This window comes from Pseudomonas sp. MF6396 (assembly GCF_002018915.1).
GTDB lineage: Bacteria > Pseudomonadota > Gammaproteobacteria > Pseudomonadales > Pseudomonadaceae > Aquipseudomonas > Aquipseudomonas palmensis.
Window position 1 is genome coordinate 262,591 of the sequence record NZ_MVOK01000001.1, and the last position, 14,712, is coordinate 277,302.

A 14,712-nucleotide genomic window follows, 5' to 3' on the forward strand; every position below is an offset into this window, starting at 1 on the left:
TGCTTCATGCGAATTCTGGTCACCGGCGCAAGCGGCTTCATTGGCGGGCGCTTTGCACGCTTTGCCCTGGAGCAGGGCATGGAGGTACGGGTCAATGGCCGGCGGGCCGAAGGCGTCGAGCACCTGGTGCGCCGCGGCGCCCAGTTCATTCCGGGGGACCTGGGCGACCCGGAGTTGGCCCGGCGGGTCTGCCAAGGCGTCGAAACCGTGGTGCACTGCGCCGGTGCGGTGGGCAACTGGGGACGCTACCAGGACTTTCACCAGGGCAACGTGGTGGTCACCGAGAACGTGGTGGAGGCGTGCCTGAAGGAACACGTTCGTCGCCTGGTGCACCTGTCCTCGCCGTCGATCTACTGGAACGGGCGCTCGCGCCTGGGGGTGACCGAAGAGCAGGTGCCGCGGCGCCTGCACGATGCCTACGCGACCACCAAGTACCTGGCCGAGCAGAAGGTTTTCGGTGCCCAGGAGTTCGGCCTGGAAGTGCTGGCCCTGCGCCCGCGCTTCGTCACCGGGGCAGGGGATGTGAGCATCTTCCCGCGCCTGCTCAAGATGCAGCAGAAACGCCGTCTGGCGATCATCGGCAACGGCTTGAACAAGGTCGACTTCACCAGCGTGCAGAACCTCAACGAGGCGCTGATCAACGCGGTGCTGGCCGGCAACGACGCGCTCGGGCAGGCCTACAACATCAGCAACGGCCACCCGCTGCCGCTGTGGGACGTGATCAATTACGTGATGCGGCGCATGGACCTGCCCCAGGTCACGCGCTACCGCTCCAGTGGCCTGGCCTACAGCCTGGGCGCGCTGAACGAGGGGGCCTGCCTGCTGTGGCCGGGCCGTCCGCAACCGACCCTGTCGCGCCTGGCGGTGCAGGTGATGAACAAGGATTTCACCCTGGACATCAGCCGCGCCCGCCAGCAACTGGACTACCGCCCGCAGGTCAGCCTGTGGGCGGCGCTGGATGAATTCTGCGGCTGGTGGAAGGCCCAGCACGGCGGCCACTGACTTATACTGGCGCTCATTTGCACTCACGGCGGTTGATCCATGCGCAACGATGCTCACGACGATTTCGATGATGTACCCAGCCTCAAGGCCGGCGGTCGCGATGATGACGACTTTGCCCCGGCGCCAGGTGCACGGGTGGCCGCCGTGCGCGGCAAACCGCGCAAGCCGGCGGCCACCGGGCCGTTGTGGGCGCTGGTGGGCGCTTCGTTCATCGCCCTGGCCGGGCTTGGCTGGTGGAGCTTCCAGCAGATTTCGCTGATGGAGCAGCAACTGGTGGCCACCCAGGAAAGCTTTGCGCGCATCAGTGAAGAAGCTGCCGGGCGCCTGCAGGACATCAGCGGCAAGGTGGCGGCCAGCGAGTCGAGCGTCAGCACCGGCAGCGAGGCACTGAAGCTGCAGATAAAGCAGTTGCAGGCCAGCCTCGCCGAGCAGAGCAAGCAGCAGCAGGGCGTAGCCGGGCAGCAGGGTGACCTGGGCAAGCGGCTGGAGCAGGCCCTGGCGCAGGTTGGCGAGCAGCAGGCGACCAATGCCCAGTTGCAGGCGCAACTCAAGGCCGTGGCCACGGAGCTGGCGGCGGTGAAGGCGGCGCAGGCTGATACCGGCAAGGTCGATGCGCAGCTCAAGAGCCTGTCGACGGAGATTGCCGCATTGAAGAAGCAGGGGGATCCGGGGGCGGCGATCCAGCGCCTGGAACAGGACCTGATCGTGCTCAAGAGCGAGCAGGAGAATCGCCCGGCGGCGGCTGCCGGGGCGGGTGCCTCGACGGCGGAGTTCGATGCGTTTCGCGGGCAGGTGACCCGCAACATCACCACCTTGCAGAGCCAGGTGCAGAACCTGCAGCGGCAGATCAACGCCAAGCCCTGATCCGCTGTGAACCTATCGCGGGTCAAGCCCGCTCCCACCGGTACAGTGGCTGTCTGCACACCACCGATACCCTTGTGGGAGCGGGCTTGACCCGCGACAGAGCCGACGCTTACATCACCGGGTAATCGATGTACCCGACCGGGCCCTTGGAGTAGAACGTGTCAGGCCGTGGCTCGTTCAGCGGTGCATCCGCTTGCAGCCGTGCCGGCAGGTCGGGGTTGGCAATGAACGGCACGCCGAAGGCCACCGCATCGGCCGTGCCGTTGGCAATGGCAGCATTCGCACTGGCCTTGTCGAAGCGTTCGTTGGCGATGTACGGCCCGCCAAACGCCTCTTTGAGCAACGGCCCGATGCTGTCTTCGGCCACTCGCTCACGCGCACAGATGAAGGCGATGCCACGTTTGCCGAGCTCCCGCGCCACGTAGGTGAACGTCTCGGTCAGGTTGGCATCGCCCATGTCGTGCAGGTCGGCCCGTGGCGACAGGTGCACGCCCACGCGCTGCGCGCCCCACACGTCGATGAGCGCATCGGTCGCTTCCAGCAGCAGCCGTGCACGGTTCTCCAGCGAGCCGCCGTATTCGTCGGTGCGCTGGTTGGTGCTGCTCTGCAGGAACTGGTCGATCAGGTAGCCGTTGGCCGCATGCAGCTCCACACCGTCGAAGCCGGCCGCCTTGGCGTTCTCGGCACCGACGCGGTAGGCCTCGATGATGTCGGCGATTTCCTCGGTTTCCAGCGCGCGCGGGGTGACGAATTCGGTGATCGGGCGCACCAGGCTCACATGCCCCTTGGGCTGCACCGCGCTCGGCGCAACCGGCGTTTCGCCGTTCAGGTACAGCGGGTGCGAGATGCGTCCCACGTGCCACAGTTGCAGGAAGATGCGCCCGCCAGCACCGTGCAGCGCCTTGGTCACGTTGGTCCAGCCACGCACCTGGTCGTTGCTCCAGATGCCCGGTGTGTCGGGGTAGCCCACGCCCAGCGGGGTCACCGAGGTGGCCTCGCTGAGAATCAGCCCGGCGCTGGCGCGCTGTACGTAGTACTCGGCCATCAGCGCGTTGGGTACGCGGCCTTCGTCGGCCCGGCAGCGGGTCAGCGGGGCCATGATGATGCGGTTGGGCAACTCGAGGTCGCCGAGGGTGATCGGGTCGAATAGCGTTGTCATGTGCGTGAACCTCGTGGCAATCAGTGAGTGGCAGGTGCCAGTTCGGCTTTGTTGCCGCCCTGGCTGAATGTGATAAGGGTGACGATCAGGGCCAGCACGGCCAGCGCCGCTGCCGCCAGGGGCACGCGGGTCAGGCCCAGGCCCTGGTCGATCACGGTGCCGCCGACCCAGGCGCCCAGCGCATTGCCCAGGTTGAAGGCACCGATGTTCAGGGTCGACACCAGGTTCGGTGCCGCCTTGCCGAAGCTCACCACGTTGACCTGCAGGGCCGGCACGGCGGCGAACGCGGCAGTGGCCCAGAGGAACAGGGTGATCTCGGCCGGAATCAGCGCGGTACTGGTCCAGCTCAGGGCGGTGGAGATGACCGCCATGGCGGCGAACACGCCCATCAGCGTGGCGGCCAGGCGACGATCGGCCAGCTTGCCGCCCAGGATGTTGCCCAGGGTCAGGCCCAGGCCGATCAGCAGCAGGGTCCAGGTCACGCCGCGCGGCGACACGCCGGTGACATCACCCAGCAACGGCGCCACATAGGTGAACAGGGCGAACATCGAGGCCGAGAACAGCACGGTCATCGACAGCGACAGCCAGATGCCGGCGCCCTTGAGCGCAGCCAGCTCGGCACGCATGTCGAGTTTCTCTTCGTCGCGCTTGATCGGCAGGAAGCGGATCAGGCCGATCAGCGCGATCACGCCGATCACGGTCACTGCCCAGAACGTCGAGCGCCAGCCGTACACCTGGCCCAGCGCGGTACCCAGTGGCACGCCCAGCACGTTGGCCAGGGTCAGGCCGGTGAACATCAGCGCCACGGCCGAGGCGCGGCGGTTGGCCGGAACCAGGTTGGCCGCCACCACCGAACCGATGCCGAAGAAGGCGCCGTGGCACAGCGCGGTGACCACGCGGGCAAACATCAGCACGTTGTAGTCGGTGGCCAGGGCGCACAGCAGGTTGCCGATGATGAACACCCCCATCAGCGCCACCAGTGCGGCCTTGCGCGGCAGCCGGGCGGTGGCCAGGGCCATGAACGGCGCGCCGATGGCCACGCCCAGCGCGTAGCCGGTCACCAGCCAGCCGGCACCGGGGATCGACACACCCAGGTCGCTTGCCACATCCGGCAGCAGGCCCATGATGACGAACTCGGTGGTACCGATGGCGAAGGCGCTCAGCGCCAGGATCAACAGCGAAAGGGGCATTGCAAGGTCCTTGTCAGAGCTCTTGGCTCATCTGCTGGAGGAAGGCCTGGATGGTTTCCTCGTTGCGTTTGAAGAAGTGCCACTGGCCAATCTTCTGGCTGCTGATCAGCCCCGCGCGCTGCAAGGTGGCCAGGTGGGCCGAGACCGTGGACTGCGACAGGCCGCAGCGTTGGTCGATCTGCCCGGCGCACACACCGTGTTCGGTGCTGTGGTGCTGGTCAGGGAAGCAGGCTTGCGGGTCTTTCAACCAGTTCAGGATTTCTCGCCGTACTGGGTGGGCCAGGGCTTTTATTATTTCGTCGAGATCAAGAGGCATGGGTGGGCTCGTGGTGGGTATAGCGTTATATCGCGATGGGGCGAAATATAAATTGGTATTTCGCGATATACAAATATGATTTGGTTCTGTCGTGCGTATGAATCGCTATATCGGGTTATAACGATATTCAAGCGGGCAAGCGGTGCTACACTGCGGCCTATGAACTACCTCGCACACCTTCACCTGGGCGGCCAGCAGCCCGAACAACTGCTCGGCAGCCTGTACGGCGACTTCGTCAAGGGGCCGTTGCAGGGGCGCTTTGCCCAGCCGCTGGAAGCCGCCATCCGCCTGCACCGCCAGATCGACGTGTACACCGACAGCCACCCGCGGGTACTGGCGGCGCTGGCGCGTTTTCCGCGTGAGCGGCGCCGTTATGCCGGGATCATTCTCGATGTGTTTTTCGACCACTGCCTGGCGCTGCACTGGCACGACTATGCCCGGCAGCCGCTGAGCCAGTTCACCGGGCGCGTGTACCAGGTGCTGGCGGCCGAGCCCGAGCTGCCCGGGCGCCTGGCGCAGATTGCGCCGTACATGGCGGCGGACGACTGGTTGGGGTCGTACCGCGAGTTCGCGGTGCTCGAACAGGTGTTCAACGGTATTGCCCGGCGCCTGTCCCGCCCCGAGGGTATGGCAGGCGCGATGCAGGAGGTACAGGCGCTGTACGGCCCGCTGATGGAAGACTTTCGCCACTTCTACCCCGAACTGCAGGGCTTTGCGGCCGACGCTCAGGCCGCCTTGGCGCGGCGCTGAGGCTGGGCCACCGGCTGGGCGCCGAACAACGTCGTGTGGATCGCCAGTTGGGCATTGAACGCCAGTGCCGCACGTTCCTGGCCGGCGCTCTGGATGGGCGCCAGCAGGTGGATCTGCACCTCGCCACAGTCGTGGTCAAACAGGCGCAGCAGGTGCGAGAGCAGGTCGTCATCGCCCACGAACGGCGCGATGGGGTCGGGCTTGCCGCCCCGCAGGTAGCGCACGGCCACCGGTTGCACGGGCGTGGCGGTGTCGATTGCGCTGGCCAGCAGGCGCCCGTGGAAGGTGCGCAGGCTGCGCCCGTCGGTGGTGGTGCCTTCGGGGAAGATCAGCACCGGGCAGGCCTGTTGCAGGTGGCGCGCGATCTGCTGGCGCAGCAGCTGGCTGTCGCCGCCGCCGCGGCGGATGAACAGGGTGCCGGCCTTGAGCGCGAGCCAGCCGGCTACCGGCCACTGGCGCACCTCGGCCTTGGAGAGGAACGACATCGGCGCGAGCATGCCCAGCAGCGGGATGTCGGTCCACGACACGTGGTTGCTGACCCACAGCATCGGTTGCTGCGGGCGGTTGCCGATCACCGTGACCTTGAACGGCAAGGCCCGGGCAAGCCGGGCCATGAACAGTTGCGACCAGCGCTGGCGGCGGTCGTCGTGAGTACTCAGGTGCAGGCGCTCGTACAGGCTGAACAGGCTGGCCATGCCCAGCCCGAACAGCACCACCAGCAGCACCCGGACGATTCGCGCATACACGCGCAGGCGTTGCATCACACCGCCGCCTTGAAGTGGCGGGCGTAGCGTGGGCACAGCTCGTCGCGCTTGAGCAGGATGAATACGTCGGCCACCTGGAAGTCTTCGTCCCAGCACGGCTCGCCGCAGATCTTGGCGCCCAGGCGCATGTAGGCCTTGAGCAGCGGCGGCATCTCGGCGATGACGTTGCCGGGCAGTGCCAGGCTGGGCAGCGGGTTCTTCGGTTCGGCGCGCAGGTGCTCGGTGCACAGGTAGCGCTCGCGCAGGCGTTGCATGATCGCGTGGGCCTGCACGCCGCCGTCCTGCATGGGGATGCTGGCGCAACCCATCAGGTAGCTGTAGCGGCCCTCGTTGAGTACCTCGGCAAGCTCGCCCCACAGCACCGCGATGGTGCCGCCGTTGCGGTAGGCCGGGTCGACGCAGGTGCGCCCCAGTTCAAGGATGGGGCCCTGCAGATGGCCCAGGCCATGCAGGCTGAACTCCTCTTCGCTGTAGAAGCGCCCCAGGCTGCTGGCGGCCTGGTGGTCGAGCAGGCGGGTGGTGGCCACCAGGTGCCCGCTGTTGAGGTCGCGTACGCCGATGTGCTGGCAGTGGATGTCGTAGTCGTCCATGTCCAGCCCGTGTTCGGCGCCTTTGAGCCTGGCCTTGAATTCGCTGCTGAACACGCGAAAGCGCAATGCCTGGGCTTCGTGCAGCGCGGCGGGGCCGACCAGGCGCTCGGCCTGCAGACGGCGTTCGTTACGGGTGTCGCCAGGGCATGCAGTCAGGGTCATTGCGAGTCTCCATAAACCAGCCATGGGGTTGCGGCCGGTCGACTATGTTGTGCAAGCTCAGCCTAGGTAGACGCGGTGTCACCCCCATGAAGCTTTGGTGATGCTTGTATGACAGCCCTCAAGGAGCACGCCGATGGCCTGGCTGCAGCGACTCAACGACCCCATTCCGCCCTTGGCAACCGGTAACCTGGGTGACACCTACGCCAGCCTGCTGGAGCAGCTGGGCACGGTCAGCCCGTTCGAGCTGGCAGTGCTGGGCGGGCAAGCCATGCCGACCCCGGGGCTGGCGTTTCTGGTGGGCTACCAGGCCGCCTTGCGCGTGCTGTGGCCCAGCGCCCCGGCGGGCCTCGGCGCCCTGTGTGCGAGTGAGCGGCGCAGCGTGCGCGCCGCCGACATGGGCATGCGCCTGGCGCTCGACACGCTGCGCCTGAGCGGCAGCAAGGACTTCGTCACCGCCGGGCCGGACGCCGACTGGCTGCTGGTGGCGGCGCGCTGCGAAGCACCGGGCCAGGCGCCTCGGCTGAGCCTGGCGGTGGTGTACCCGGGGGAGCCGGGTGTGCGCGTGGAGCCCTTGCCGAGCCTGCCGTTGATGCCTGAGGTCGGGCATGCCCGCCTGCACCTTGAACAGGCCCTGTGCGAACGCCTGGCCGGTGACGGCTGGGATGCCTACGTCAAGCCGTTCCGCTCGCTGGAAGACCTGTACGTGCTAAGCGCCCTGAGCGCCTGGCTGTACGGGGTAGGCCGCGCCAATGCCTGGCCGCAGGGGCTTTTGCTGCGCCTGATCGGGCTGCTGGCCGGGTGTGCCGAAGGCAGCCGGCAATGCGCCGATTCGGCGGCGTTCCACCTGTTGCTGGGCGGCCTGTTCGCGCAGTTCTCGCAACTGAGCGGCGAGCTCGACCAGGCGCTGACGAGCACGCCGGGGCCCTGGGCCGAGCTGTGGCAGCGCGACCAGGGCATCCTGCAGATCGCCAGCGCGGCGCGGGCCAGGCGCCTGGCCAAGGCATGGGCCGGCAGCGGGCTGGCCTGAGGTTGCCGGGCTGCCCGCATGGCCACAGGCTGTCGCTTGCTGCCGTGCGGGCAGGCGGGTAATGTTGGCGGCTTTACGCTTTCAGGAACCTGCATGTTCAGCCTGCCCCGAATCGCTCTCGCCCTGCTGGCCCTGGCGAGCCTGCCTGCCCAGGCCAACTGGCACCTGGACGGCGAATCGTCGCGCCTGTCGTTCATCACCAGCAAGAACGGCAACGTGTCCGAGGTGCATCGCTTTCTGGTGCTGCATGGCAAGGTCGATCGCAAGGGTGCGGCCGAGCTGCAGATCGAGATGGACTCGGTCAGCAGCGGCATCCCGCTGCGTGACGAGCGCATGCGCAACGACCTGTTCGAGGTGGCCAAATACCCCGACGCGACCATCCAGGCGCAGATCGACCTGCGTCCGATCAACGACCTGGCCAACGGTGCCCAGGTCGAACTGCGCCTGCCGGTGACCGTCAACCTGCACGGCAAGACCCATAGCTACAACGCGCAGTTGCTCGCCACCCGGCTCGACGAGCGGCGTTTCCAGGTGGTGACCCTGGAGCCGCTGGTACTGAGCGCCGATCACTTCGACCTGCTGCCCGGCCTCAAGACGTTGCAGAAGCTCGCCGGGCTGCAGTCGATCAACCTGTCGGTGCCGGTGGGTGCGGTACTGATCTTCACGGCGCGCTGAAATGGCCGGGCCGGTGTTTCCTTGGCGTGCCGGCAACCAGTTCGAACTGCTGATCGACGGCCCACAGTTCTTCCCGCGCATGCTGCAGACGATCATGGGTGCCGAGCACCAGGTCGACCTGGAGCTGTACCTGGTCGAGGCCGGGGCGTGTGCCGAGGCCATGGTGCAGGCGCTGGTGCAGGCCGCCGAGCGCGGCGTGCGGGTACGCTGCCTGTTCGATGACTACGGCTCGCTGGCCTTTACCTTGAGCCTGCGTCAGCGCCTGCTGGGCGCCGGCGTTGAGTTGCGCTGGTACAACCGCCTGCGGTGGCGCCGGGGGCTGCGCAACCTGTACCGCGACCACCGCAAGCTGCTGCTGGTGGACCAGGCCTGGGCGGTGGTCGGCGGCACCGGGGTCACCGACCAGTTCTGGACACCGGGCGAGCCGGTCAGCGAATGGCACGAGGTGATGGTGCAGATGCAGGGGCCGCTGGTGGCCGACTGGCAGATGCTGTTCGATCGCCAGTGGCGTTCCAACCTGCGCCGCACCGCGTGGCGCCCACCCACCCATTTCGGCCTGGCGCACCTGCCGCGGGTGCCGGTTGCAGGCCCGGGCCTGGGCCGGGTGGCCTATGCCGACGCCCGCCAGCACCGCGACATCCTGCAGTCGCTGGTGCGTGCGCTGATCAGCGGCAAGCGTCGTATCTGGCTGGCCACGCCGTATTTTCTGCCCACCTGGAAGGTGCGCCGGGCTTTGCGCCGCGCGGCCGCGCTGGGCATCGATGTGCGCCTGCTGCTGACCGGCCCGCGTACTGACCATCCTTCGGTACGCTATGCCGGTCATCGCTATTACCCGCGCCTGCTGCGGGCAGGGGTGAAGATATTCGAATACCAGCCATGCTTCCTGCACCTGAAGATGGTGCTGGTGGACGACTGGGTGAGCATTGGCTCATGCAATTTCGACCACTGGAACCTGCGTTTCAACCTTGAGGCCAACGTCGAGGCCATCGACCCGCAACTGACCGCCGACGTGGTGGCGAGCTTCGAGCGCGACTTTGCCCTGAGCCGCCAGGTCGACCTGGACGACTGGCAGGCGCGGCCGCTGTGGCGGCGTGTGAAACAGCGTATCTGGGGCTGGCTGGACCGGGTGGTGGTCAACCTGCTGGACCGGCGCGACTGAGGTTCTTTCGATTTTCCCCCGCATCAGAAGGAGTTGACGAAATGGCAGCGAAAAAGATTCTCATGCTGGTCGGCGATTACGTCGAAGACTATGAAGTGATGGTGCCGTTCCAGGCGCTGCAGATGGTTGGCCACACGGTGCATGCGGTGTGCCCGGGCAAGTCGGCCGGGCAGTCGGTACGTACCGCCATCCATGACTTCGAGGGCGACCAGACCTACAGCGAGAAGCCGGGGCACAACTTTGGCCTGAACTTCGATTTCGCCCAGGTGCGTGCCGAAGACTACGACGCGCTGGTGATCCCGGGCGGGCGTGCGCCGGAGTACCTGCGCCTGAATGAAGAGGTGCTGCAACTGGTGCGCGCCATCGACCAGGCGGGCAAGCCGATTGCGGCGGTGTGCCATGGGGCGCAACTGCTGGCGGCGGCCGGGGTGCTGGAGGGGCGCGAGTGCAGTGCGTACCCGGCGTGTGCGCCGGAGGTGCGCCTGGCAGGTGGGCGTTACGTCGAGATCGAGGTGACGGCGGCGCATGTGCAGGGCAACCTGGCCAGTGCGCCGGCCTGGCCTGCGCACCCGGCGTGGCTGGCGGGGTTCCTGGGGTTGCTGGGTACGCGCATTACCCTCTGAAAGCCTTCGCTGGCGTGCCGGCGAAGAGGCCGGTACAGGCAACAAAAAAGCGGCAAGGGATCACTCCCTTGCCGCTTTCAGCTTTCAGCTTGTAGCGCTGGCGCTTACTTCACTTCCACTGCCAGGCTTTGCGCGATCTTGCTCTGCCACAGCGCAGGCCCGGTGATGTGCACCGACTCGCCCTTGCTGTCGACCGCAACGGTCACCGGCATGTCTTTCACGTCGAACTCGTAGATCGCTTCCATCCCCAGTTCGGCAAATGCCAGCACCTTGGATTTCTTGATCGCCTGAGCCACCAGGTAGGCAGCGCCACCCACGGCCATCAGGTACACGGCCTTGTTGTCCTTGATCGCGTCGATGGCGGTCGGGCCGCGCTCGGACTTGCCGATCATGCCCAGCAGGCCGGTCTGCTCCAGGATCTGACGGGTGAACTTGTCCATCCGCGTTGCGGTGGTCGGGCCTGCCGGGCCAACCACTTCTTCGCGCACCGGATCAACCGGGCCGACGTAGTAGATGAAGCGGCCCTGGAGGTCCACCGGCAGCTCTTCGCCACGGTTGAGCATCTCGACCATGCGCTTGTGCGCGGCGTCGCGGCCGGTCAGCATCTTGCCGTTGAGCAGGATGGTCTCGCCCGGCTTCCAGCTTTGCACGTCTTCCGGGGTCAGGGTGTCGAGGTTGACGCGACGGGCCGACGGGCCGGCTTCCCAGACGATTTCCGGATAGGCGTCCAGCGACGGTGCTTCCAGCTCCGCAGGGCCGGAACCATCGAGCACGAAGTGCGCGTGACGGGTGGCTGCGCAGTTGGGGATCATGCACACCGGCAACGAGGCCGCGTGGGTCGGGTAGTCCATGATCTTGACGTCGAGCACGGTGGTCAGGCCGCCCAGGCCCTGGGCGCCGATGCCCAGCTGGTTGACCTTCTCGAACAGTTCCAGGCGGATCTCTTCGATGCGGTTCTGCGGGCCACGGGCCTTGAGCTCGTGGATGTCGATGGACTCCATCAACACTTCCTTGGCCATCACCGCGGCCTTCTCGGCAGTACCGCCGATACCGATGCCGAGCATGCCCGGCGGGCACCAGCCGGCGCCCATGGTCGGAACGGTCTTGAGCACCCAGTCGACGATCGAGTCGGACGGGTTGAGCATGGCCATCTTCGACTTGTTTTCCGAACCGCCGCCCTTGGCCGCGACATCGACCTCGACCTTGTCGCCAGGGACGATCGAGTAGTGGATCACGGCCGGGGTGTTGTCCTTGGTGTTCTTGCGGGCACCTGCCGGGTCGGCCAGGATCGAGGCGCGCAGCACGTTCTCGGGCAGGTTGTAGGCGCGACGCACGCCTTCGTTGATCATGTCGTCCAGGCTCATGGTCGCGCCATCCCAGCGCACGTCCATGCCGACGCGCACGAACACGGTGACGATACCGGTGTCCTGGCAGATCGGCCGGTGGCCGGTGGCGCACATGCGCGAGTTGATCAGGATCTGCGCGATGGAGTCGCGCGCAGCCGGCGACTCTTCACGCAGGTAGGCCTCGTGCATGGCCTGGATGAAATCGACGGGGTGGTAGTACGAAATGAACTGCAGGGCGTCGGCAACGCTCTGAATCAGGTCGTCTTGCTTGATCACGGTCATGCAGCGCGCTCCTCTTAAAGACGGGAACATTCATTAAGGTATCGCGACGTTCACGGGCCGAGGCGTCGCAATGACCTTTCAAGGCGCGCCGACACGCAGTGGCCGACGCAAAAAGGCGCGGCAGTATAGCGCGCATCGCCTGCCGGTACACGCGCCAGTGCGGCCAACCATGGTCGCCTGCTGCCAGGCACTGTTTTTGCGTGGCAATTATTTCGAACACGTCCTACAGTACCGACTGCCCCCCGTCACAACCGCTGCCGCTCGGCTGCCTGGTGAGTCACCCGTGACCGAAACCGCTCTGCAAAAGCTTCTTCTCAAGCGTTTCCTGCTGGCTGCCGGCAGTTACCTGCTGGTGCTGCTGCTGGCCTGGGTCGCCGTGCTGGGCGGGCATGTGCAGGCGCCGGTGCCGGTCATCGGCGCGAGCAGTGTGCTGCTGGTGCTCAACCTGGCGTGGCTGGGCTGGGTGTTTGCCAGTGGCGTCAACCTGCGCTGGCGTGACCCCAGCCTCACGGAGTTCCAGGTGTTGCTGGCAGCGGCCTGGCAAACCTGGCTGCTGGCCAACCTGGACCAGGCCCGTGGCACCTTCCTGGTGCTGTACCCGTTGATCCTGATGTTCGGCCTGTTCCACCTCAACGGCCGTTCGTTCACCCGCTGCGCGCTGGTGGTGCTGTGCAGCTTTCTCGGCCTGAACCTGTGGGAGTGGGGCAACGGGCGCCTGTCGGACCCGGCGCTGGCGGCGTTGCAGGTATGCACGCTGTTCGTGGTGCTGTGCTGGTTGTGCCTGTATGCCCGCTACGTGCAGGCCTCGCGCCAGCGCATGCGCCAGCGCCGCATCGCCCTGCAGGCGCACCAGGACACCCTGCGCGGCATGATGGGGCAACTGGAGGAACTGGTGGCCACCGACGAGCTGACCGGCCTGTTCAACCGCCGGCATTTTCTGCGCCTGGCCAGCGATGCCCTGGCCAGCATGCCCATGGGGAGCCGGCATGGCCTGGCGCTGATCGACCTGGACCATTTCAAGCGCATCAACGACGCCCACGGGCATGCGGTCGGCGACCGGGTACTGCAGGCCTTTGCCCAGGTTGCCAGCGAGCACCTGTGCGACGCCGCGGTGCTGGCCCGCTATGGCGGCGAGGAGTTCGTGCTGCTGTTGCCCGATTGCACGGCCCAGGCCCTGGAACATTGCTGCGAGCGTCTGCGTCAGGCCTTCGGTGCGTTGCCCTCGGCGGCGATGCAGGGGCAGGTGGGGCCCTTGAGCCTGTCGGTCGGGATGACCCTGCTGACAGCCGAGGATGACCTGGACAATGCATTGCACCGTGCCGACCAGGCGCTGTACCGCGCCAAGCGCAGCGGCCGAAATCGCTGTGTGCCGGCCTGGGAGGTGGTGGATGCCTGAGTTGTGCGTAGGTGAGCGCAGCTGGCAGGTGGCCGAGGGCAGCAACCTGCTGGATGCGCTGAACGAGGCTGGCGTGGGCGTGCCCTACAGCTGCCGGGCGGGGAGCTGCCATGCATGCCTGGTGCGCTGTCTGGCGGGTGTGCCGGGTGATGCCAGGCCCGATGCGCTGAGCGAAGGCAAGCGCCTGGAGGGCTGGCGGCTGGCCTGCCAGTGCCGGGTCGAGAGTGACCTGCAGGTAGCGGTGTTCGACCCGGTGCGCGATGGGGCGCCGGCGCGGGTCGTCGCGCTGGACTGGCTGGGCGCGCAGGTGCTGCGCCTGCGCCTGCAACCGGACAGGCCGTTGCGGTATCAGGCGGGGCAGCATCTGGTGCTGTGGAGCGCGCAGGGTGTTGCGCGACCGTATTCGCTGGCCAGCGTGCCGGGCGAGGATGAATGGCTTGAATTTCACCTGGATTGCCGGCATGCCGGGGCGTTCTGCAGCGCGGCGCGGGGGTTGCAGGTGGGCGACCTGGTGCGCCTGGGGGAGTTGCGCGGTGGCGCACTGCATTACGATCCGGACTGGCAGGCCCGGCCGTTGTGGCTGCTGGCGGCGGGTTCCGGGCTGGCGCCACTGTGGGGGATTGTGCGCGAGGCGCTGCGTCAGGAGCATCAGGGGGCGATCAGGGTGGTGCATGTGGCGAGCGAGGCGGGTGGGCATTACCTGCAGCGGGAGCTGGATGAACTGGCGCGGCGGCACCCGCAGATGGAGGTGCAGTTGCTGATACCGGAGGAGTTGGGGCCGATGCGTCTGGCATCGCGTCAGACGATTGCGCTGGCTTGTGGCTCTGCGTCGAGTGTGGAGCGGTTTGCGCGTGGGTTGTTTCTGGCGGGGTTGCCGCGTAATCAGCTGTTTGCGGATGTATTCGTGGGGCATGCCTGAGCTCCTATTCCCCTAAGGAGGTACTGCAGGCTCCTGCGGCGTTTGCGCTGGCCTTGGCTCTGGCTCTGGCTCTGGCTCTGGCTCTTGATCTGCTTTTGATTTTGATCTTCCGTCCCCCAGAAGGCCGAGTGGAGGTGTCGTGCAGGGGGCGGGGCGAAGCCCCTTCGGCGTTAGCCGAAGCGAGCGACTGTTAGAGTTGCTTGCAACTCGGGTCGCGTGCCCCCGGAGAGGCGCCGGAGGGAGGGGACCCGTAGCGAAGCGTAGGGCCTGATGATGGACGGAGCGGTTTTGCTTACTTTTTCCAAGAAAAAAGTAAGCCGCTGTAAGAGCGGAAGGGGCCCTCGGCGTCTGTATTCATGTTGGATATGCTCGCTGTCATTGGAACCACTGATCCAGAGTCGAGAGATTATCCAGCCTGGATGGCGATTCCACTCGGCCTTCTGAAGGGCCGGCAGATCAAAGCCAGATTAAGACCAAGATCACCGGCA

At 66.4% G+C, this 14,712-nt stretch carries 15 protein-coding genes; 9 read left to right on the forward strand and 6 right to left on the reverse strand.

Annotation, left to right across the window (positions count from 1 at the left end):
- Nucleotides 1-6 precede the first annotated feature (6 nt).
- Together MF6396_RS01315 and MF6396_RS01320 are read left to right on the forward strand one after the other, a co-directional pair.
- On the forward strand, nt 7-1,002 hold the full coding sequence (locus MF6396_RS01315) for an NAD-dependent epimerase/dehydratase family protein (protein WP_058540892.1): 996 nt from the start codon (nt 7-9) through the stop codon (nt 1,000-1,002).
- A 39-nt stretch (nt 1,003-1,041) separates the two neighbouring features.
- The gene (locus MF6396_RS01320; RefSeq protein WP_058540893.1) at nt 1,042-1,866 is read left to right on the forward strand and encodes a hypothetical protein; all 825 of its coding nucleotides are present in this window, start codon (nt 1,042-1,044) and stop codon (nt 1,864-1,866) included.
- Nucleotides 1,867-1,975: 109 nt separating this feature from the next.
- Here MF6396_RS01320 and MF6396_RS01325 read toward each other — a convergent pair whose 3' ends face one another.
- Genes MF6396_RS01325 through MF6396_RS01335 form a run of 3 tightly spaced genes read right to left on the reverse strand, consistent with a single transcriptional unit; the run spans nt 1,976 to nt 4,531 of the window.
- On the reverse strand, nt 1,976-3,025 hold the full coding sequence (locus MF6396_RS01325; protein WP_043862109.1) for an alkene reductase: 1,050 nt from the start codon (nt 3,023-3,025) through the stop codon (nt 1,976-1,978).
- Between the two features lie 20 nt (nt 3,026-3,045).
- Nucleotides 3,046-4,215, reverse strand: coding sequence for an MFS transporter (locus tag MF6396_RS01330; protein ID WP_078479537.1), 1,170 nt, complete (start codon nt 4,213-4,215; stop codon nt 3,046-3,048).
- A 13-nt stretch (nt 4,216-4,228) separates the two neighbouring features.
- Entirely contained in the window at nt 4,229-4,531 is a 303-nt protein-coding gene (locus MF6396_RS01335; protein ID WP_043862111.1) for an ArsR/SmtB family transcription factor, read from the reverse strand.
- A gap of 159 nt (nt 4,532-4,690) precedes the next feature.
- Here MF6396_RS01335 and MF6396_RS01340 point away from each other — a divergent pair, with 159 nt between their 5' ends.
- On the forward strand, nt 4,691-5,281 hold the full coding sequence (locus MF6396_RS01340) for an acyl carrier protein phosphodiesterase (protein WP_043862112.1): 591 nt from the start codon (nt 4,691-4,693) through the stop codon (nt 5,279-5,281).
- On the opposite strand, the gene MF6396_RS01345 is transcribed toward MF6396_RS01340, so the two are convergent.
- Both MF6396_RS01345 and olsB read right to left on the reverse strand, forming a co-directional pair.
- A complete protein-coding gene (locus tag MF6396_RS01345) occupies nt 5,257-6,042 on the reverse strand; it encodes a lysophospholipid acyltransferase family protein (protein WP_078479538.1) in 786 nt (261 codons plus the stop codon). The genes MF6396_RS01340 and MF6396_RS01345 overlap by 25 nt on opposite strands.
- Nucleotides 6,042-6,797: an L-ornithine N(alpha)-acyltransferase gene (gene olsB / locus MF6396_RS01350; RefSeq protein ID WP_043862114.1), complete on the reverse strand. Its 756-nt coding sequence runs from the start codon at nt 6,795-6,797 to the stop codon at nt 6,042-6,044. Before olsB ends, MF6396_RS01345 begins: the two co-directional genes overlap by 1 nt.
- Nucleotides 6,798-6,930: 133 nt before the next feature.
- On the opposite strand from olsB, the gene MF6396_RS01355 reads away from it, so the two are divergent.
- From MF6396_RS01355 to MF6396_RS01370, 4 genes are all read left to right on the forward strand, one after another.
- A complete protein-coding gene (locus tag MF6396_RS01355) occupies nt 6,931-7,824 on the forward strand; it encodes an acyl-CoA dehydrogenase family protein (protein ID WP_043862115.1) in 894 nt (297 codons plus the stop codon).
- A gap of 93 nt (nt 7,825-7,917) precedes the next feature.
- Nucleotides 7,918-8,499, forward strand: a complete 582-nt coding sequence (locus MF6396_RS01360) for a YceI family protein (RefSeq protein ID WP_043862116.1) — start codon at nt 7,918-7,920, stop codon at nt 8,497-8,499.
- Between the two features lies 1 nt (nt 8,500).
- Nucleotides 8,501-9,658 carry a phospholipase D-like domain-containing protein gene (locus MF6396_RS01365; RefSeq protein ID WP_054914815.1) on the forward strand — a complete coding sequence of 386 codons (1,158 nt, stop codon included), beginning with the start codon at nt 8,501-8,503 and terminating at the stop codon, nt 9,656-9,658.
- Nucleotides 9,659-9,699: 41 nt separating this feature from the next.
- The gene (locus MF6396_RS01370; RefSeq protein WP_043862118.1) at nt 9,700-10,281 is read left to right on the forward strand and encodes a DJ-1/PfpI family protein; all 582 of its coding nucleotides are present in this window, start codon (nt 9,700-9,702) and stop codon (nt 10,279-10,281) included.
- Between the two features lie 104 nt (nt 10,282-10,385).
- Here MF6396_RS01370 and MF6396_RS01375 read toward each other — a convergent pair whose 3' ends face one another.
- Nucleotides 10,386-11,909: a fumarate hydratase gene (locus MF6396_RS01375; RefSeq protein WP_078479539.1), complete on the reverse strand. Its 1,524-nt coding sequence runs from the start codon at nt 11,907-11,909 to the stop codon at nt 10,386-10,388.
- 283 nt (nt 11,910-12,192) lie between these two features.
- On the opposite strand from MF6396_RS01375, the gene MF6396_RS01380 reads away from it, so the two are divergent.
- Both MF6396_RS01380 and MF6396_RS01385 read left to right on the forward strand, forming a co-directional pair.
- Nucleotides 12,193-13,305: a GGDEF domain-containing protein gene (locus MF6396_RS01380; RefSeq protein ID WP_054914813.1), complete on the forward strand. Its 1,113-nt coding sequence runs from the start codon at nt 12,193-12,195 to the stop codon at nt 13,303-13,305.
- Nucleotides 13,298-14,224, forward strand: coding sequence for an iron-sulfur-binding ferredoxin reductase (locus MF6396_RS01385; protein WP_078479540.1), 927 nt, complete (start codon nt 13,298-13,300; stop codon nt 14,222-14,224). Before MF6396_RS01380 ends, MF6396_RS01385 begins: the two co-directional genes overlap by 8 nt.
- Nucleotides 14,225-14,712: the final 488 nt, after the last annotated feature.

Coding starts and splice junctions, on each gene's coding strand:
- MF6396_RS01360 (WP_043862116.1), top strand. CDS start 7,918: ATGTTCAGCCTGCCCCGAATCGCTCTCGCCCTGCTGGCCCTGGCGAGC.
- olsB (WP_043862114.1), bottom strand. CDS start 6,797: ATGACCCTGACTGCATGCCCTGGCGACACCCGTAACGAACGCCGTCTG.
- MF6396_RS01335 (WP_043862111.1), bottom strand. CDS start 4,531: ATGCCTCTTGATCTCGACGAAATAATAAAAGCCCTGGCCCACCCAGTA.
- MF6396_RS01345 (WP_078479538.1), bottom strand. CDS start 6,042: ATGCAACGCCTGCGCGTGTATGCGCGAATCGTCCGGGTGCTGCTGGTG.
- MF6396_RS01375 (WP_078479539.1), bottom strand. CDS start 11,909: ATGACCGTGATCAAGCAAGACGACCTGATTCAGAGCGTTGCCGACGCC.
- MF6396_RS01340 (WP_043862112.1), top strand. CDS start 4,691: ATGAACTACCTCGCACACCTTCACCTGGGCGGCCAGCAGCCCGAACAA.
- MF6396_RS01330 (WP_078479537.1), bottom strand. CDS start 4,215: ATGCCCCTTTCGCTGTTGATCCTGGCGCTGAGCGCCTTCGCCATCGGT.
- MF6396_RS01325 (WP_043862109.1), bottom strand. CDS start 3,025: ATGACAACGCTATTCGACCCGATCACCCTCGGCGACCTCGAGTTGCCC.
- MF6396_RS01320 (WP_058540893.1), top strand. CDS start 1,042: ATGCGCAACGATGCTCACGACGATTTCGATGATGTACCCAGCCTCAAG.
- MF6396_RS01370 (WP_043862118.1), top strand. CDS start 9,700: ATGGCAGCGAAAAAGATTCTCATGCTGGTCGGCGATTACGTCGAAGAC.
- MF6396_RS01385 (WP_078479540.1), top strand. CDS start 13,298: ATGCCTGAGTTGTGCGTAGGTGAGCGCAGCTGGCAGGTGGCCGAGGGC.
- MF6396_RS01355 (WP_043862115.1), top strand. CDS start 6,931: ATGGCCTGGCTGCAGCGACTCAACGACCCCATTCCGCCCTTGGCAACC.
- MF6396_RS01365 (WP_054914815.1), top strand. CDS start 8,501: ATGGCCGGGCCGGTGTTTCCTTGGCGTGCCGGCAACCAGTTCGAACTG.
- MF6396_RS01315 (WP_058540892.1), top strand. CDS start 7: ATGCGAATTCTGGTCACCGGCGCAAGCGGCTTCATTGGCGGGCGCTTT.